Raw genomic sequence first — 18,962 nt, 5'->3', positions numbered from 1 at the left:
GCACCGGCTCTGTCTCTGCCGAGCGCACTGAGCACACGGTGACCCTCGAGGCGGTGTTGTCGGCGGAGTATCGGTTCGGCGATTCGGGGTGGCGGCCCGATCTCGGGCGTTCTCGCGGTCGCGGGGTACCAGGTCGCTCGCGAGTGAGGTCGACACACGGTGCTCACGATCGGTGCTTGGAAGGCGAACCCCTCGGGTCCGGGCTGCTGAGACTGACCACCGGCCGCCGTAACGATCGGCTCTCGGTCTCGGCCGCGCATCCGCCACGAGGCATCCGCCCAGCCGGGGCTCGCTACCCTTGGACGGTGGGATTGAGGAAAGACGCGCGTCGCGCCGTGAAGCTCGCGAAAGACATCATGTGGTCGCGGCGGGCGCAGCGGTCGCTCAAGGCGAAGCTCGCCGACCGGCCGCCGCTCGAGCCGCACCGCTACCGTGTCGGCGTGTACTTCGCCGACGGCAAGGTCAACCTCTACCAGCTGCGCCAGTGGTACGCCCCGCTCGCCGAGCTCGCCGAGACGCATCCCGTGCTGATCCTCAGCCGAGCCTCGGGCGCGGCGCTGAAGCTCCTCGACGAGTCGCCGCTGCCGGTCGCGTACGTGCGTCGCGTCGCCGACCTCGAGCGGGTCATCCATGAGCAGGACCTGCACGTCATCCTCTATGTGAACCAGAACGCGAAGAACTTCCAGATGATGCGCTACGGGCGCCGCTGGCACGTGTTCATCAACCACGGCGAGTCCGACAAGATGTACATGACCACGAACCAGTTCAAGGCGTACGACTACGCCCTGATCGCGGGCGACGCGGCTCGCGCGCGGCTCGACAAGGTGCTGTGGGACTACGACTTCGACAAGCGGGCGATCCCGATCGGGCGCCCGCAGGCCGACCACTACCTCGACGGCAGCCCGTTGCCGTACACGCCCGACGAGCGCGAGGTCGTGCTCTACGCGCCGACCTGGGAGGGCGACCGCGCGGCCGCCGCATACGGCTCGATCGCGTCGCACGGCGTCACCCTCGTCGAGGGCCTGCTCGCCACCGGGCGGCACCGGGTCATCTACCGCCCGCACCCGCGTTCGGGAGTGCTCGACGAGCAGTACGCCGCCGCGAACAAGCGCATCATCGCCGCGCTCGAGCAGGCGAACGCCGCCGACCCCACCGCGCAGCACGTGTTCGACGACGGGCCGAAGCTCGGCTGGCAGCTCGCGGCCGCCGACGTCGCGATCGTCGACATCTCGGCGATGGTCTACGACCGCCTCGCCGCCGGAAAGCCGCTGCTCATCACGCGCCCGGCGAACCCGGCCGCGCAGATCGACACGGGCGGCTACCTGCAGGCGTGCGAGTGGCTCGACGCCGGGGATGCCTCGGCCATGGTCGAACGCGTCGACGAGGTGGCGCACGACGAGCAGGCGCTCGAGCGCCTGAAGTTCTGGGTCGAACGCTACTTCGGCGACACGACGCCGGGGGTGACGACCGCCAGGTTCCATGCGGCGATCGACCACCTGATGGCCGAGTGGGAGCGCTTCGCGGCGCTGCACGCCGCTGACGGAGAGGTCGACGATCACGACGTCGAGGGCGAGGCGGCCGAATCGGGCGCGGGCGACGAGGCCGAGCTCGGGTGACACCCTGCTCGCCGGTCGAGTAGGCGCGCAGCGCCGTCTCCAGGCCACGACCACGCCCGCTGGTCGAGGAGCGTCGACGCGAAGCGGTGACGCGTCTCGAAACCCGTCGCGTCCCTCCGAAGTCGACCTACACTGGCGTCATGGCGCAGCTCATCACCGAAGCCGACCTCGACGACCTCGAGCTCCGGGTCTCCGACGGCCCGGGCCATCACACGGCGCAGGCCGAGCTGCTCGAGCGATGGGCGGTCGAGGGCGACGGGTTCGTGCTCGGCGACGGAGTGCGGCGCGCGCAGCTGCTGTTCATCGCGGCCGAGCACCTCGAAGCGGCCGGTGAGCTCGATCGCGCACTCGCGGTCGCGCGGCGTGCCGCCGAGGCATCCGATGTCGAACCGGGCGAGGCGGGCGGAACGCTCGTGTCGATCCTGCTCGATCTCGGTGAGCGCGACGCGGCGATCGCCGAGGCCGACCGGCTGCGCGCCGCCCGGCTCGACGACTGGTGGCGGTTGCTCGACGTCGCCGAGGTGTTCGAGCTGGCCGACGAGCTCGAGCTCGCGGAGCGCTGGTTCGTGATCGCGCTGCGCTGCGTCGAGCGCGACCCCGAGCACGACGTCGACGACCGCATCGCGGCCCTCGCCGGGCGCTACCGGGTGCGCCGCGACGCCGGCAAGGCCGAAGACGTGCTCGACGTCGAGACGCGGGAACTCGCGGGGCTGCTCGGAGTGGAACTGGGATAGGGGGCTGCGCTCGAGGCCCGGCCCCGGTCAGGCCGGAGGCGCGGCCGCTTCGCCGCCGCCGCCGCCAGCATCTGCGGTCGGCGTGTCACGGGCATCTGCGGCGTCGCGGGCATCGGTCTCCGCGGTCGCGCGTCGAGCTGCGATCTGCGCGAACGGCCGCTTCGCCGCGCGCCCGACCGCGCCGCCGACGACGCCGGCAGCACGAGCGACTCGCCGGCCCGCCGCCACGACGGCCGCGTCGTCGCCGACGGGCTCGAGCTCGGACGGCAGCAGTGCGGGCGCCTGCCCGAACGCGAGCCGCGACTGGGCGAGCACCTTGCGGCCGAGCATGTGGTTGCCGACGCCGCCGATCGCGGCGCCGATGCCGAACGGGATCGCCTTGCCGATGATCCCCGCGCCGCCGCGCACGGCGAACTGCCTCATGAACGTGCGGCGCAGCTGGTCGACGACCGTGCCCATCACCGCCTTCGGCAGGCTGTTCGTGATGAGCTCGCCCCAGTACGCGCTGCGTGCGACGCCGGAGCCGGTCACCTGGCCCGCGAACTGGCGGACGAGATCACTGCCCTCGTCGCCGAGCATGAGGGTCATCACGAGCGCACGCGCGCGTTCGGGATTCTCCAGCGGGATGCCGTGCACCTCGGTGACCGACTGGGCGAACAGGGCCGTGGCCTCGAGGAAGCCGGCGGTCTCGACCCCCGACAGGGCGAGCGTGATGCCGGTGCTGATGCCCGGGATCACCGCGGTCGCACCGACGGCGGCGCCGCCGGTCGTCACGGCCGTGAGGTAGCGGCGCTCGAGGATGCGGACGAGCTGATCGGGCGTCGCGCCGGGGGCTCGCCGGCGGATGCTCCGGAGGTGCGCGACGACGACCGGTCGCTGGATGGCGAGCGCACGATCGATCGCATGCTCGACGCCATGGGCACGTCCCCCATCGACGGTCGGTGCAGCTGACGGCCGCCCATCGGCGTTCGCGTGCCCGGAGTGCTCGTCGGCGTGCCCGGAGTGCTCGCGAGGCGCACCGGAGTCCATCGACGTGATCGTGTGCACCGGCTCGGTCATGCCGTCGATCCTAGATCGCCCCGACTTATTTTGCCCCCCAAAGTGAGGGTTTCTCTTGTCAGCGCGTTCTCCGGAGGAGTACAACGGGCGACGGGTGCATACGCCGACGGCGTGCACCGTGCCGGCATCGACTTGGGGGAGTCTCATGCGCGCCAAGAACGTCCCGAACCGTTCGTACACGCAGGCCGAAGGCGTGATCCGACGGCGCCGCCAGGACGGTCGGCGATGGCCGTTCCGGGCGATCGCCGTCGTCGGCGCCTGGGCGCTTGCCCTGACCGGCGCGCAGGTCGCCTACGCCGACCCCGTGACTGACTCCGCCGATGTCGCCCAGCTCCGTGCGGGCATCGCGGCGCTCGCCGAGGTCGCGCTCGGCGACTACGAGGACGTGGGCCCGCTCGCGGCTCCGCTGCCGCTCGCCGACACGGCACCGGGTGTCGCAGTCGTCCGCCCCGGCGCGGCGCTGCAGCTGACGAACACGTTCATCGTCGGCGTGAAGACGGCGCTCCTCGGCCTCGCGCAGCAGGCCACGACCGCCGACTTCATGGCCGGCGTCGACGGACTCGACGCCGACGTCGCGGGGACGCAGCTCGAGCTGACGACGTCGAACCTCGTCGACTCGGGGGACACGCGTGGCTTCGACCTCGCGATCCGCGCTTCGCGTACCGTCGACTCGCCCATCGCGATCGTCGACCCCGACGGCCCCGGGGGCGAGCCGCTGCGCCTCGTGACCGCGGAGGCCGACCCCGCTCCGTACGAGATCGCGTTCGAGTTCACGGGAACGGTCCGCACCGACCCGCAGGGCCTGCGCTTCTGGCTCGACACCGCGTCGGGCGAGCCCACCGTCGAGGTCACCGCCGAACTCGCCGGCGACGACGCGTTCGCCTTCCCCGGGGGCGCGGCCGCGATCGGCGTGGGCGACGTCGAGATCCTCGACGACAGCTCCGTCGACGTCTCCGCCGAATGGTCGGGCACGATCGACGACGTCAACGGCGACGGCCGGCTCGCGATGTTCGAGCCGCCGGCGTTCGAGGGTGGGGAGCAGACGCCGGGCGAGCTCACCGTGCCGGCCGACCAGCTCACGACGTTCGAGCTCGCCGGCACCGCGACGGCCGACATCCGCTTCGGGTCGTCGCTGCTCGGGCTGTCGTCCGACCCGGCGCCCTCGCTGACCATGGACGCCGACCTCGCGCAGGTCCCCGAACCGCTCGCCGAGCTCGTCGCGAGCGACGGGGATCTCGCCGCGTTCGAGGCCTTCACCCGCCTGGGGCCGGTCGACCTCGTCTCGGGCATCATCCAGTACGGCACCCTGTTGCGGGCGCTGCAGCGACACACCAACGTCGACGCCCCTCTGCCGCTCGCGAGCGGCACGCTGAGCGAGCTCTACGACCTCGGCGGCGAGTTCGCGAAGCTCGCCGAGGATCTCATCGACGTCCAACCCGACCCCGACCCCGATCCGGCCGATCCCCAGCCCGTGATCGATGTCGGCATCTCGACGGTCGGCGACCTCGCCGACCGCATCGAGAGCGACATCCCCGGTGCACCCGCCACCATCACGCCCGTCTACGACCGCGACGCCGCCGAGGTGCGGCTCGACTTCGTCGTGCACCACGCACTCGACGATCAGCCCGACGTGCCGCCGGTGCTCGAGGACCAGCCGACCGACGACACCCCGCCGCCCGGGCAGGCCGCCTTCGGCGACCAACTGCTCGACACGACCGGCCTGCGCGGCGTCTCGGCGAGCGGCGACCCCGAGACCGTCGAGACGGACGTCGCGTACGACATCGACCTGCCGATCCTCATCGACCTCGACGAGGCCGAGCCCGCAGCCGACGACGCCGCAACCGCCGTCGTCGAGTTCGAGTCGCCGATGGTCTACGAGCGGTTCGGCACCGAGCTCATCGATGGCGCCGAGCTCACCATCACCGAGCAGGCCGAGGCCGCGGTGCACGGCGAGGGCCAGCTCGGCATCGTGCCGGCGGCGATCGGCGGCACCTGGAAGCTGCTGCAGGACGGCACCTCGCCGACGACCGGCGCCGACGTCGACCCGGCTTCCGGCGAGACCGCCACGCCGCGCATCGTCGACCTGCTCGCCGGGCTCTACGAGCACGACGGCGAGCCCGCCGTCTACCCGGTCGCCGCGGCCGTACGGCGCGGCCTCATCGACGCGGACTACACGGTCGTCGGGCACGGTTTCGATGCCGCCCAGCACCTGACCGAGGCACCCGGCACGTTCACGGTCGACGGCCCCGCGTTCGACCAGCCGGGGCAGACGGTCGTGCTCGGCAACGACGAGATGACCCTGCTCGCGGCGCTGAACATCGACACGTCCGAGCCCGACGTGCTGCTCGGCCGCGCGCTCGACGGCATCGGCGCCGTGGTCGACCGGCTCGACGCCGTCGACAGCGTGGTCGGCGGCGATACGGTGCCGTTCCTGAACCGTGGCGTCGAGAGCATCCTGCGGGAGGTCACCGGCCTCCGCGACAAGTACAACGAGTTCCGCGGCGGGCTGCTGCCGACCGACCTCGCCAAGCTCGAGAAGGGCCTCGAAGACGCGCTCGGCCTCGGGGTCGAGTTCCGTCTGCGCGACCTCGACGACGGCGGCGCGATCGAGCCCGCGCTGATCGCGGCGTTCGACGGCACGAAGTCGGTCGAGGCCGAGGTGCCGATGTCGTTCGTGAATGCGGAGCTTCCCTCGATCGCGGGCACCGAGGGCGAAGGCACACTGCACGCCGTCCTCGAGGCGAAGCTCGCCCTCGGGCTCGTCGTCGGTCTCGATGAGGATGCCGCCGCAGCACCTCCGCGCCTGCTCGACTCGAGCCGGGTGAGCGTGAAGGCCGAGGTCACCGAGCAGCCGCCCGGGTCGGTGCAGCTCGGCGTGCACCTCGGGCCGTTCTCGGCGCAACTCGGCGACGCGACGAACAAGACCGGTCGCATCGCGGTCGGCGTGCGATTCGCGCTCGAGCGCACGAATGCACCCCAGCCGGGAGACCCGGCCGAGGAGCCTCGTGAACTCGACGCGTTCTTCGACGGCGACTTCACGGCCGGCGTGACCTCGCCCGCCGAGGGCGGCAAGTACACGTGCGCCGCCCCGGGACAGGCGCCCGTCGAGGGCAAGTTCGCGTGCGCTGCACTGCCGGTGCTCGTCGACCTCGGTTCCGGCCCCGAGCTTCCGAGCGGCGCGCCGGCGACCGCACCCACTGCGGACGACTACCTCACGGTCAGGTACGGCGACCCCGCCGACCCGTCCAGCGGCCTCACGGACCTGGAGGTCGATGCGCCCGCGGCTCTCGCCAGCGTGCTCGACGCCGCGAGCTTCAGCTTCGACAGCTTCGGCGACGGACTGAAGTCGATCAGCAAGATCCTCGGCCTCGCGATCGACGCGAGCAAGGCCGGCGGCGACCTCCCGGTCGTCGGCGAAGACCTCACCGCACTCGCCGACGGACTCGGAGACGTGAAGGCGTTCCTCGACGACCCGCAGATCCCGGGCCTGCCCGACTCCGACGTGAACGCGGCGGTGTACGGCGCGGGCGGGATCCGCGACGTGCTCGCGCAGAAGCTCATCGCAGCCGGGGTACTGCGCGACAGCGACTACCAGGCCGTCGGCGTGTTCCCCGGCGACGCCGGGGACGACCCGAGCGCCACCGACATCCGCGTCGTCGCCATCTGCAACGACAGCGGCAGCGACGAGCTCTGCGACGGCACCGAGTCGCTGATGTACCTCGTCGACCTGAGGTTCGAGCTCGAACTCGGGCAGGGCGCACGCGACCTGACGGGCGGCTGCCCCGTCGGCGATGCCGCGGCGTGCCCGGGCGTGAGCGAGATCCCACTCGACCTCGGGCTGCCGGGCCTGCCGCTCTCGCTCACCGGCAAGGTCACCGCGAGCGCCGGCTGGACCGTCGAGCTCGGCTTCGGCGTCTCGCGCGACGACGGGTTCTACCTGCTCGACAACCCCGTGCCCGGCACGGGCGAGGCCACTCCAGAGGGAGCGGACGCCCTCGAGGAGATCCGGGTGAACGTCGGGGCGAACCTCACCGCCGGGGTACCCATCACCGGGCGCATCGGCTTCATCGGGATGCAGGCCGAAGACCGCAGCACCGACCCGAACCAGCCGAGCGGCGCACGTCTGATGGCACAACTCGGGCTCGAGGCCGACGGCTGCGAGGACCTCGACCCGGCCACGTACGGGAACGGCGTCACCGGTGGAGCGCACTGCACGAGCGTCATCCCGATCTCGTCGTTCCTCTCGGGCGACATCGGCGGCCTGCTCACCGAGCCGCGCATCGACGGCGGCATCGCACTCGACCTCGACATCGACACCGGCATCGCCGACGGCGGCAACGTCAACACGACGCTGCCGACCTTCACCGCCGAGTTCGGGCTCACATGGGAGTTCGACGGCACCGGCGCGGGCGACCTCGAGCTCGAACTGCGCAACATCGGCGTTGCGCCGGGCGAGATGTTCACCAAGCTCTTCGGCTCGGTGCTGAAGACACTCGACCCGATCCTCGCTCCCACGAAGCCCGTGCGGGAGTTCCTGTTCTCGCCGATCCCCGTGATCAGCGACCTCTCCGAGTACTTCGGAGGAGACCCGGTGACGATGGCCACCCTCGCGAAGGCGTTCGGCGTCGTCGACGTGTCGCTGCTCGAAGACATCGACCAGCTCTTCGACTTCCTCGAGATGATCGAAGGACTCGCGAACGGTTCGCCGTTCATCCTCGTCGACGAGCTCGAGCTCTCGCCCGAGACCGCCCGTGGCGCTCCGCTCACGCAGGATCAGAAGCTCAAGGCCGTGCAAGGCTCGGCCGCGATGACGGGCGACCCGGAGGCCCAGGTCGGCACCGCGCTCGGCGGCACATCCGGCGACTTCGACAAGCTGCGGCAGAAGGGTGCGCCGGCCGGGGAGTCGGACTTCTCCTTCCCGATGTTCGACGACCCGACCTGCCTCGTGGGCCTCCTGCTCGGCAAGGACTGCGCCGTCGTCGAGTGGCGGCCCGACCCGCTCGCCGTGCACATGGAGTACACGCAGAGCTTCGGCCCGTTCTTCGGCGTGCTGTACATCACGATCGGCGGCGCGCTCGACGTGAACGCCCAGGTCGGCGGCGGCGTCTCGACGCGCGGTGTGCGAATGCTCGCCGAGTCGATCATCGGCGGTGAGGTCGACAGCGCACTCGACGCGGCGACGAAGGCCGGCGAGGCCTTCCTGCAGAGCCTCTATCTCACCGACCTCGACGCGGAGGGCAAGGACATCCCCGAGTTCTCGGTGTCGGGCACGATCACCGCGGGCGCGAAGCTCGACATCTTCATCGCCGAGGCCGGCGTGAAGGGCGGCATCACCGCGACGTTCGGGCTCAATCTCAACGACAGCCCCGAGGCCGACGGGCGCATGCACATCGATGAGATCGTCGCGAAGTTCAAGACGCCGATCTGCCTGTTCGACATCGAGGGCAAACTCATCGCCTTCCTCGAGGTGTACGCCGAGTTCGGGCCCTGCCCGTTCTGCTACTCCGACAGCTGGCGTCTCGCCGAGGTGACGCTGTTCGAGTTCTCGTCGTCGTGCGAGGCGAAGACACCCGATCTCGCGAGCGTCGAAGGCGGCTGGGTCGTGCTCAACGTCGGCGGTCGTGCCGACGTGCGCGGGGCGTTCGAGGACGTCGAGAACGAGTCGTTCACGGTGCATCAGCTGAGCGCCGAACCGCAGGGCGGCGAGTACGAGTTCAGCATCAGCGCATTCGGCTACACCGAGACGGAGAAGGGCGCCGGTGTGCGCATCATCGACGCGCTCGGCGGCAACGACTCGTTCCTGTTCAACGGATCGGGCGCCGGCGCCAAGCCGGGCGACCTCAACCCCGAGGCCGAGCCGCCCGAGGCGGGCGAGTGGGCGTTCAGCGCACCGGTCGACGCGCAGACGCTCGGCGACGGCGATGATCGCATCATCACGGGCTCGGGCGACGACACGGTCAACGGCGGCAACGGGGCCGACACGATCAACCTCGGTGACGGAACCAACACCGCAGCCGGCGACAACTCCGACGGTACGGGCAGCGGGCGCGACACGATCACGGGCGGCGAGGGCGTCGACACCCTGAGCGGCGGTGGTGACAACGACAACATCGACGCCGGGCTGGCGGCCGACGTGATCCGCGGCGACGCCGGCAACGACACCCTGCGCGGCGGCAAGGACAAGCTGTCGGTGCCGCCGGGCCAGACGCCGCCCCAGGACAAGCCCAACAAGATCGATGCGGGCGACCTCATCATCGGCGGCGCAGACGCCGACACGCTCCTCGGCGGCAGCGGCGGCGACCGGCTCTTCGGCGACGACCCGCCCGACGCGACGCCCGACGACGACACCGTCGAGGCCGAAGGCGCGGCGGCACCCGGCACCGATGGCGTCGACCGCATCGAGGGCGAAGCGGGAGCCGACGTGATCTTCGGCGGCGGCGCCCCCGACGAACTGTACGGCGGGTTCCGGCTCGTCGCGAGCGGTGTCGACGACTCGGCCGACCAGCTCCAGGGCGGAGACGGTGCAGACAAGCTGTACGGGTCGAACGGCGCCGACCTGCTCTACGGCGGGCGCGGGGCCGACGCGGTCAACGGCGAGGCCGGCGCCGACGAGGTGCACGGCCAGTCCGATGCCGACCCCGCGCTGAACGGCGGGCCCGACGACGACCGGATGTGGGGCGGACCCGGCGCCGACACGATCAACGGTGAGGCCGGGAACGACGAGCTCATCGGCGACGGCGACGGCGCGGATGCCGCGACCATGGGCGGCGACACGGCCGACGGCGGCGACGGCAACGACCTCGTGCTCGGCGACAACGGGACGATCGACGGCGCGCCCGGTGCACGGGTCGCGCACCCGAGCGAGACGGTCGGCGTCGGAGACCCGTCGCTCTCGGGCGGTGCCGACAAGGACCGCGTCTACGGCGAGGGCGGCGCCGACAACGCCTACGGCGGAGCGGGTCGTGACCTGGTGCACGGCAACGGCGGCGCCGACCACCTCTACGGTGAGCTCGGCGACGACGAGGTCAGGGGCGACGGCGACGACGACTTCGGCTACGGCGGTCCCGGCGCCGACGTCGTGATCGGCAACGCCGGCAGCGACCAGCTGCACGGCCAGGAGGGCGTCGACCTCATCGTCGGCGGTCACGACGACCCGGCGGGCGCCGATGCGGGCGACACCATGTACGGCGGGCCTGACGACGACCGCACGTTCGGCGACGACGTCTCGATCGACGTCGACGGCGGGTTCAACGGTGCGTTCGATCCCGGGCTCGACGCGCTCGACGACGTGACGTTCGAGCCGTCGTTCGTCGTGGGCACCTACGGCGACGACATCGGCGACGGCGGCACGGGCCTCGATGAGTTGCACGGCCAGGACGCCGTCGACCGGCTCTACGGCGCCGAGGACTACGACCAGCTCTTCGGCGAGCTCGCGGGCGACCACCTCGTGGGCGGTGCCGATCCCGACGACATCATCGGCGACCAGGGGACGATCGCGCCGCCGGCTCGCGAGATCGAGCCGCCCGCGGGCGGCTGGAAGCCCGGCACCCCGCAGGGCTCGCCCGACGTGGAGCTGAGCCTCGTGGCGCCCACCGTGGGCGGCGGCGACGCGATCTGGGGCGACTTCGACACGGCGGCCGCCCCCTGGCCGACGGGCGGCGACGACCGCGGATTCGGCGGACACGGCACCGACACCCTGCGCGGCGGATCGCACGACGACCACCTCGAGGGCAACGGCGGGCAGGACCGCATCTTCGGCTTCGACGAGGAGAGCGACCACACGGCCGACGACTCGACCGACGGCGCCGACGACCTGATCGGCGGATCGTCGCCGGTCAACCCGCTCGCCGACCCCGACGGATTCGACCACGCGCTCGACGAGGGCGAGGTCGAGATGCAGGGCAACGGCGCCGATGACGTCATGACGGGGGACAACGCGGTGCTGACGCGTCACGCCGACCCCGATGACCCGAACGCCTGGCAGACCGATCCCGTCACGGGCGGGGTCTTCCGCGAGGTCACCCTGCTCGACACCGGCAAGACCGGAGCCGACCTCGCCGAGGTCTCGGGCGGTGACTTCATGGCCGGCAACGACGAGAACGACCGGATCTTCGGCGAGGGCGGCAACGACCTCGCCAAGGGCAACGCCGACGACGACCTGGTGGAGGGCAACCAGGACGGCGACTGGCTCGAGGGCAACGCCGACGAGGACGACGTCATCGGCGGCTCGTCGTTCCCCGACCAGCCCGACACGGGCGACGTGCTCTGGGGCGGCGGCGGCGCCGACGTGCTCGCCGGTGACAACGCGTGCGTCGTGCGCGACGTGCCCGGCGTCGACTTCGACCCGAGCTCGTGCCCCGAGCTCGACGACCCGGCGCCCGAGGAGTTCCACTACGTCACGAGCCAGCTCGGCGTCGAGACGCGGCGCGGCCTCGTCTACCACGACCTCGACGGGCCGTTCCCGAGCGAATTCGGGCGCGACACGCTGAACGGCGGCTCGGGCGTCGACGCCGAGTTCGGCCAGGACGGCGGTGACGCGCTCTTCGGCGACGGCGGCGCCGACTTCCAGCACGGCAACGGCGACGCCGACATCGTCGTCGGCGACCGGCCGGTCGCGGCGTACGGCGGGATCGCCCTGCCGCCCGAGGTCGGCGGAGTACTGCCGGCGCTCCCGGCGGTGCCGGCCGGCCTGCCCGGCTCCCCGAGCACGGGCGCCGACCTCGTCGGCCCGGCGCAGGCCGACGGGCAGGACGACCAGTTCGGCGGATCGAACCTCGCCGGCCACCGCGACACGGGCGACTGGCTCTTCGGCGACGGCGAAGCCGACTTCCAGCTCGGCGACAACGGCGAGCTCGACCGCACGGTCGAGGGCGAGGGCGACGCCGCCGCCTACGCGGTCTACGAGGAGCGATACCCCGACAACGACCCGCCCGACGACGGCTCCGCGGTGATCGAACGCGACGTCACCCGCTACGACGTCGGAGCGCCGGCGGCGGCCGGGGTCTGGGGCGCCGACCTCGTCTTCGGCGGAAACGGCACGAACCCGCTCATCTCCGCAGGCGCCGGCGACGGCGACGACAGCCAATGGGGTCAGGACGGCAACGACCGGCTGTTCGGCGAGGACGGCGACGACGACCAGTTCGGCGAGCTCGGCGACGACACCATGTGGGGCGGCGACGGCGAAGACGCGATGGTGGGCGACCGCGGCGGAGTGCAGACCCGCTTCGTCGAGGTCGACGGCAGCGACGGCGACGATCCCGATCTCCTCACGCACAACAGCCAGGGCCCTCCCGGCATCAACCTCGGCGGCCCCGACTCGGGCGCGCAGGACGCGGTGCTCCATCCCTTCGAGGCGCACCCGCTCTACCGCGGCACCTCGCTCACGCACGACCGCGACGGTTCGGTGCTCGAGAAGAACGGGCACGAAGTCGGCGGTGCCGACCGCATGCGCGGCGGACCCGGGCACGACTCGCTGCACGGAGGAGAGGGCGCCGACCTCATGAACGGCGACTCCGGCGGCGACTACGCGTACGGCGACGACGGCGCCGACGTGATGTGGGGCGGTCGCGGCGACCCGACGGTCGGCAGCCCCGACCTGCCGGGCCGCAACGACCCGGGCGAGGACGGCGAGTGGATCGACGTGCTGTTCGGCGGTCACGGCCAGTCCGCGGCCGAGGCGGGCGCCGACGTCCTCGACTACCAGCCGCGACCGGGCACCGACCCGGCCGTGTGGCAGACGATGGTCGCCGCGTACGCCGACACCGCGCCGGAGAACGCCGGCGCGGAGACCAGGCAGCACCACCACGGCACCGACTGGCTGTACGGCGGCTGGGACCGCGACGTGCTGCAGGCGGATGTCTCGGCGAACGGCCCGAACGACGGCGACAAGCTGCTCGACTGGAACGGCGCGTACAACCTCTACACGGCCTGCAACGCGGCCTACGGCGGATGGAACAACGTGCGCAAGCTCGACCCGAACAACCTGCTCGGGCTCGAGAAGCTCGCCTACGTGACCGGCGCCCGCGCCGACTTCGACGGGGCACCGACCCTCGCCGACGTGCAGTCCGCGAGCGGGTCGGCGTATCGCGAGGCGGCGATCGTCTACACGAAGGACCTGAAGGAGAACTCGGGCAAGGCGTTCTCGTCGACGCCCGGGCACTTCGAGAACTTCATCTGCGACACCGACTGACGACGGACGGCGGAGCGGGAACGGATGCCTCGGGCCGGTCGACGGCTCGGGGCATCCGCGTCACCCGCCGTCGCACTCGGCCGATCCTCGATACGATCGAAGTTCCGCACCGATCCCGGAGGAGCGCCGTGAAGTACGTCTCGACCCGCGGCGGCATGCAGCCGTCGCCGTTCTCCGAGATCCTGGTGGAGGGCCTCGCACCCGACGGGGGTCTCGTCGTGCCCGAGACGGTGCCGCAGGTGTCGGCTGCCGAGCTCGAGGCGTGGCGCGGGCTCGACTACGCCGGCCTCGCGATCGAGGTGATCGGCCGCTACGCCGACGGCGTCCCGCGCGACGACCTCGAACGGCTCTGCCGCGCCGCCTACGACCCGGCGTTGTTCGACCGCGACGAGATCGTGCCGATCCGGCGCCTCGACGACGAGCTCGCGCTCGTGGGGCTCTCGGAGGGGCCGACGCTCGCCTTCAAGGACATGGCGATGCAGTTCCTCGGGCAGGCGCTCGAGTACGCCCTCGCCCACGACGGCGCCACCCTCAACATCCTCGGCGCGACGTCGGGCGACACCGGCTCGGCCGCCGAGGTCGCGCTGCGCGGCAAGCGCGGCATCGCGGTGTTCATGCTGTCGCCGCAGGGGCGCATGAGCCGGTTCCAGCGCGCACAGATGTACTCGCTCACCGACGAGAACATCCACAACATCGCCGTCGCGGGCGACTTCGACGACTGCCAGCACCTCGTGAAGCAGATCGCCGGCGATGCCGAGTTCAAGCGGCGCTATCGCATCGGCGCGGTCAACTCGATCAACTTCGCACGCGTCTGCGCGCAGGTCGTCTACTACGTCTGGGCGTGGCTGCGCGTCACCGATGCGCTGCCCGAGGCCGAGCGCGCTGCGCAACGCATCGACGTCACCGTGCCGTCGGGCAACTTCGGCAACATCTTCTCGGGCTACCTCGCCCGCTGCATGGGCGTGCCGATCCGCAGGCTCGTGCTCGCGACGAACGAGAACAACGTGCTCGACGAGTTCTTCCGCACGGGCGTGTACCGGCCGCGCGCCGGCGTCGAGGCCCTCGCGACGTCGAGCCCCTCGATGGACATCTCCCGCGCGTCGAACTTCGAGCGGTTCGTGTTCGAGGTGCTCGGGCGCGACCCCGAGCGGCTCCGCGAGGCCTGGGTTGGCCTCGAACGCGACGGCGTGCTCGACCTGTCGGCAGAACGCGAGCGCTTCGCCGGCGAGTTCGGGTTCGTGAGCGGCTCGAGCACGCACGCCGACCGGGTCGCCGCGATCCGCGAGACCCACGAGCGCTACGGCGTGGTCGTCGACCCCCACACGGCCGACGGGCTCGCCGTCGCGCGTCGGAATCTCGAACGAGGCATCCCGATGCTCGTGCTCGAGACCGCGAAGCCCGCCAAGTTCCCCGACATCGTGGAGGAGGCGATCGGGCGGACGCCCGAGGTGCCCGAGCACCTGCGCGAACTCCTCGACGCGCCGCAGGTCGTGACCGAGACGGCGAACGACGCCGCCGCGATCCGGGCGATCATCGAGCGCGACGCACTCGCCTGAGCTCTGCGAGACGGCTCCCGAGGCACAAGGCCCACCGTCGCGCGCTCCTCGACCGCGCGAGCGTCGCTACTTCTTCGTGCCGTAGTCCTTGTTGTACTGCTCGAGCACCTCGTCGATGGGCGCGTCGAGCGCGAGCCTGCCCTTGTCGAGGTAGAGACCGCGCGTGCAGAACCGGCGCAGGTCGCGCTCGTTGTGCGAGACGAAGAAGAGGGTGCGGCCGCCGGCGAGCAGCTCGTCGATGCGCCGATAGCACTTCTCGCGGAACGCGGCGTCGCCCACGGCGAGCACCTCGTCGACGAGCAGGATCGGCTCCTCGAGCTGCGAGATCACCGCGAAGGCGATGCGCACCTTCATGCCGCTCGAGAGGTGCTTGTACGGCGTCTCGAGGAAATCGCCGATCTCGGCGAACCCGATGACCTCGTCGAACTTCGCATCGATCTGCGCCCGCGTCATGCCGTGCAGGCCCGCGGTCAGGTACACGTTGTCGCGCACCGTGAGCTCGCCGACGAACCCGCCGGTGATCTCGATGAGCGGCGCGACGCCGCCCGTGATCTCGACCGTGCCCTCGTCGGGCAGCATGACCCCCGCCACGAGCTTCAGGAGCGTCGACTTGCCCTGGCCGTTGCGTCCGACGACGCCGATGGCCTCGCCGGGGCGCACCTCGATCGACACGTCGCGGAGCGCCCAGAACTCGCCCGGCCGGTTGCGGCGGCGCTTGCCGGCGAACAGGTCCTTGAACGAACGGCGGCCGCGGCGGTTGCGTCGGAACCGGATGCCGAGGCCCTCCGTGCGGATCGCGGTCGGCGGTGGCGGGGCGGCGGCGCCGGGGGAGACGGCGGTGGTGGCTTCCGTCATCAGATCTCCTTCAGCACCTGACGCTCGCACGAACGGAACACCCACAGCCCGAGCGCGAGCAGCACGAGCGACATTCCGGTCGACACCGCGACCGCGAACCAGTCGAGCTCGCCCGGGAAGAACCCGGCGCGGTAGAGGCTGAAGATGCCGGTCAGCGGGTTGAAGGCGGCCCACGGGCGCAGGTCGGCCGGCAGGTTCGAGACGCCGTAGACGATCGGGGACGCGTAGAACAGGAACCGCAGGATGAGCTTCACCGCGCGCTCGAGGTCGCGGAAGAACACGACGAGCGGCGCGACGATGAGGCACACGGCGACCGTGAGCAGCGCCTGCAGTGCGATCCCGAGCGGGAAGAGCACGAGCTCCCACGAGACGGTCGCGCCGAACACGATCGCGAACAGCGCGAGCACCGGGATCGCGAGCATGAACTCGATGCCCTTCGCGAGCACGATGCGGTTGACCCAGATCGTGCGGGGGATCATCGTCGACCGAACGAGCTTCGCATCCTTCAGGAACGCGCGCGTCGAGTCGGACACCGCGCCGTTGAACCACATCCACGGCAGGAGCGCCGACAGCAGGAACACGATGTACGGTTCGGTGCCGCTCAGCCGCTGGAACACGATCGTGAACACGAAGTAGTAGATGCCCGCCATGAGCAGCGGGTCGAGCACCGACCACACGTAGCCGAGCGCCGAGGTCGAGTAGCGCACCTTGAGGTCGCGCGTCGTGAGCAGCCAGAGCGCGTGCCGGTACCGCGCCCACGGCGTCCGCTGGAGCGGATGGGCGTCGCCGTAGGCGACCGGTGCGGTGCTCGTCACGCATCTCATCGTAGATGCCCGGGCGGGGTAGATTTGATGCGGACGGGTGGCGACCTGCCGAGCCCGGTCGAGAGGAGCCGCGCACCCGTGCACCGCACCAGCACCCGCGTCATTCTGAGCTGCGCCGCGATCGGCGTCGGCGGCGGCCTGTTCGCCGCGGGAGCCGGCTACTTCGCCGGCCTCATCGCGGGCATCGCGCCAATGCTCTACGGCATCACGATCGGCTCGCACTTCCTGCCGAGCGCCGTCGCACTCGCACTGCTGAAGCGCCCGGGGGTCGGCATCCTCACGGGGTTCATCGCGGGGCTCGTTGGCGCCGCGTTCGCGCCGCAGTGGATCTGGCGGTTCCTGCTCACGGGCCTGCTCGTCGGCGCGCTCCTCGAACTCCCGTTCTTCGTCACGCGCTACCGCTCGTGGTCGCCGTGGCTGTTCTACGCCGCGGCCGGCGGATCGGGGCTCGCGCTCGCGGCCGGAACGTTCGTCGCGCTCGGCCCCGAGCACTACGCGCCCTGGTTCTGGGTGCTCTACCTCGCGATGTTCACGCTGAGCCCCGTGGTCTTCACCTGGCTCGGTCGTGTGATCGCGCGCTCGCTGTCACGGGCGGGCGTCGCGCGCACCCTCGCCTGACGTGCCCTGAACGACGAAGAGCGGATGCCTCGAGGCATCCGCTCTTCGTCATTGCGCTGTGTGCTGCAGGTCACACGAAGTGGTTCGCACGCTCCAGGTCTTCGGCGAAGTCGATCTCGACCGCGTAGAGGTCGGAGACGTCCATCGGCTCGACGAGGAGGCCGTTGTGCTCGATCGCGAGCTCGAGACCGCGCTCGAAGTAGTCCTGGTCGCCGACGCGCTGCAGGTGCGCGAGGAACGTGGCCTTGTCGCGGCTCGAGATGTAGTTGATGCCGACCGCTTCGCCGAGGCCGCCCTTGACGGTCTTCGAGAGCTCCTTGATGTAGCCCTCGGCGCTCGTCGTGTACTTCACCTCTTCGTCGGAGACCTTCGCGGTGTTCACCGTGACGAAGGACTGGTCGCGCGCGATGAGCGGAAGGGCCCGGTCGAGGATCGCCGGGTCGAACACGACGTCGCCGTTCATCCACAGCACGCCGCCCTGCTGCGACGCGGCGAGGGCGCGCATGAGCGACTTCGAGGTGTTCGTCTGGTCGTACTCCTCGTTGTACACGAACGACGCCTGCGGGAACGCCTCGATGATGTGCTCGAGCTTGTAGCCGACGACGATCGTCACGTCGGCGGTGCCGCCGAACGCGTGCTCGATGTTGTCGAACTGCTGGCGCATGATGGTGCGGCCGTCGCTGAGCTCGGTGAGCGGCTTGGGGAGGGATCGCCCGAGTCGGCTCCCCATGCCGGCCGCGAGAATCACGATCTGGGTGGTCACTGCATCTCCTTCGGTGGTCGGACGCCCCCACCGGGCGGCCTCGAACCGAGGATTTCGCCCGGAGTTCATCCGGAAGTTCACATATGGACACGCCGTTATGCCGGACTACAGACTATCGGGGCGCCTGCCGAACGGGCCATTCGGGCCGGACGGTCGTAGTCGGATCGTGATACGACGCACAGGCAATGCACAGAAAGCGCCGCCGAGGGCGGGGGCGCGCTCGACGGGCGGTCATTGGTAGGTTGGCTTGGTGACTTCCGTTTCGCGTTCCGACCACGACGACGAAGCTGTCGAAGGCACCGGTGCGGGGGCGTCCGAGCAGGGTGGTGCCCCGACCGGGTCGACCGGCGGCTCCGGCGCCCGCTCGACGAGCGCCGGCTCATCAGCCGGTTCGAAGGCGGGCTCCGAGAAGGGTGCAGCTGCGAAGCCGGCCGGCTCGAACGAGGGCGGCGCGAAGCCGGCCTCGACGACGTCGAAGACCGCGGCGATGACGCCCGCCGAGCGTTCGGCGGCACGTTCGGCGGCAGCGAAGAAGGCCGCAGCGACGCGCAAGGCCAACAAGGCCGCCGCTGCCGCCGCGGCAGCCGCGGCGGCCGAGGGCGAGTCGCCCTCGAGCACGACGGCCGAGGCGTCCGGATCGAAGCGCAGCGGTGCCTCCCGCGCCGCGTCGGCCTCGGCGAGCTCGGCGCGGAGCGCGGCCGCGCGATCGACGGGGGCCACCCGGTCCTCGAGCGTCGCGAGTGCCGCC

Annotated in this window: 10 protein-coding genes; 5 read left to right on the top strand and 5 right to left on the bottom strand. The window is 71.2% G+C overall.

The annotated features are described in order from the left end of the window. The first annotated feature begins 305 nt into the window (after window positions 1-305). Window positions 306-1,616: a CDP-glycerol glycerophosphotransferase family protein gene (locus ACWGPE_RS06765; RefSeq protein WP_231430564.1), complete on the top strand. Its 1,311-nt coding sequence runs from the start codon at window positions 306-308 to the stop codon at window positions 1,614-1,616. Between the two features lie 140 nt (window positions 1,617-1,756). Then, window positions 1,757-2,350: a hypothetical protein gene (locus ACWGPE_RS06760; RefSeq protein ID WP_275505709.1), complete on the top strand. Its 594-nt coding sequence runs from the start codon at window positions 1,757-1,759 to the stop codon at window positions 2,348-2,350. 27 nt (window positions 2,351-2,377) lie between these two features. Here the strand turns inward: ACWGPE_RS06760 and ACWGPE_RS06755 are convergent, their stop codons facing one another. Then, complete coding sequence (locus ACWGPE_RS06755; protein ID WP_452048395.1) at window positions 2,378-3,409, bottom strand: hypothetical protein; 1,032 nt, start codon at window positions 3,407-3,409, stop codon at window positions 2,378-2,380. A 145-nt stretch (window positions 3,410-3,554) separates the two neighbouring features. Here ACWGPE_RS06755 and ACWGPE_RS06750 point away from each other — a divergent pair, with 145 nt between their 5' ends. Together ACWGPE_RS06750 and thrC are read left to right on the top strand one after the other, a co-directional pair. Next, the gene (locus ACWGPE_RS06750; RefSeq protein WP_452048394.1) at window positions 3,555-13,598 is read left to right on the top strand and encodes a hypothetical protein; all 10,044 of its coding nucleotides are present in this window, start codon (window positions 3,555-3,557) and stop codon (window positions 13,596-13,598) included. 128 nt (window positions 13,599-13,726) lie between these two features. After that, window positions 13,727-15,154: a threonine synthase gene (gene thrC / locus ACWGPE_RS06745; protein WP_231430568.1), complete on the top strand. Its 1,428-nt coding sequence runs from the start codon at window positions 13,727-13,729 to the stop codon at window positions 15,152-15,154. A 66-nt stretch (window positions 15,155-15,220) separates the two neighbouring features. Here thrC and ACWGPE_RS06740 read toward each other — a convergent pair whose 3' ends face one another. Both ACWGPE_RS06740 and ACWGPE_RS06735 read right to left on the bottom strand, forming a co-directional pair. Next, a complete protein-coding gene (locus ACWGPE_RS06740) occupies window positions 15,221-16,009 on the bottom strand; it encodes an ABC transporter ATP-binding protein (protein ID WP_231430569.1) in 789 nt (262 codons plus the stop codon). Next, window positions 16,009-16,824: an ABC transporter permease gene (locus ACWGPE_RS06735; RefSeq protein WP_452048393.1), complete on the bottom strand. Its 816-nt coding sequence runs from the start codon at window positions 16,822-16,824 to the stop codon at window positions 16,009-16,011. Before ACWGPE_RS06735 ends, ACWGPE_RS06740 begins: the two co-directional genes overlap by 1 nt. 87 nt (window positions 16,825-16,911) lie before the next feature. Here ACWGPE_RS06735 and ACWGPE_RS06730 point away from each other — a divergent pair, with 87 nt between their 5' ends. Continuing rightward, on the top strand, window positions 16,912-17,451 hold the full coding sequence (locus ACWGPE_RS06730) for an ECF transporter S component (protein WP_231430572.1): 540 nt from the start codon (window positions 16,912-16,914) through the stop codon (window positions 17,449-17,451). 70 nt (window positions 17,452-17,521) lie between these two features. On the opposite strand, the gene ACWGPE_RS06725 is transcribed toward ACWGPE_RS06730, so the two are convergent. Together ACWGPE_RS06725 and ACWGPE_RS06720 are read right to left on the bottom strand one after the other, a co-directional pair. Then, the gene (locus ACWGPE_RS06725) at window positions 17,522-18,214 is read right to left on the bottom strand and encodes a phosphocholine cytidylyltransferase family protein (protein ID WP_231430574.1); all 693 of its coding nucleotides are present in this window, start codon (window positions 18,212-18,214) and stop codon (window positions 17,522-17,524) included. Between the two features lie 231 nt (window positions 18,215-18,445). After that, the gene (locus ACWGPE_RS06720; RefSeq protein ID WP_452048392.1) at window positions 18,446-18,934 is read right to left on the bottom strand and encodes a hypothetical protein; all 489 of its coding nucleotides are present in this window, start codon (window positions 18,932-18,934) and stop codon (window positions 18,446-18,448) included. Between the last annotated feature and the right edge of the window lie 28 nt (window positions 18,935-18,962).

This window comes from Agromyces sp. NPDC055658 (assembly GCF_053618155.1).
This window is presented reverse-complemented; position numbering and strand designations above follow the sequence as displayed.

Bases quoted from the DNA above. Each gene is read 5' to 3' on its own strand.
- ACWGPE_RS06760 (WP_275505709.1), top strand. From the start codon at position 1,757: ATGGCGCAGCTCATCACCGAAGCCGACCTCGACGACCTCGAGCTCCGG.
- ACWGPE_RS06750 (WP_452048394.1), top strand. From the start codon at position 3,555: ATGCGCGCCAAGAACGTCCCGAACCGTTCGTACACGCAGGCCGAAGGC.
- ACWGPE_RS06740 (WP_231430569.1), bottom strand. From the start codon at position 16,009: ATGACGGAAGCCACCACCGCCGTCTCCCCCGGCGCCGCCGCCCCGCCA.
- ACWGPE_RS06755 (WP_452048395.1), bottom strand. From the start codon at position 3,409: ATGACCGAGCCGGTGCACACGATCACGTCGATGGACTCCGGTGCGCCT.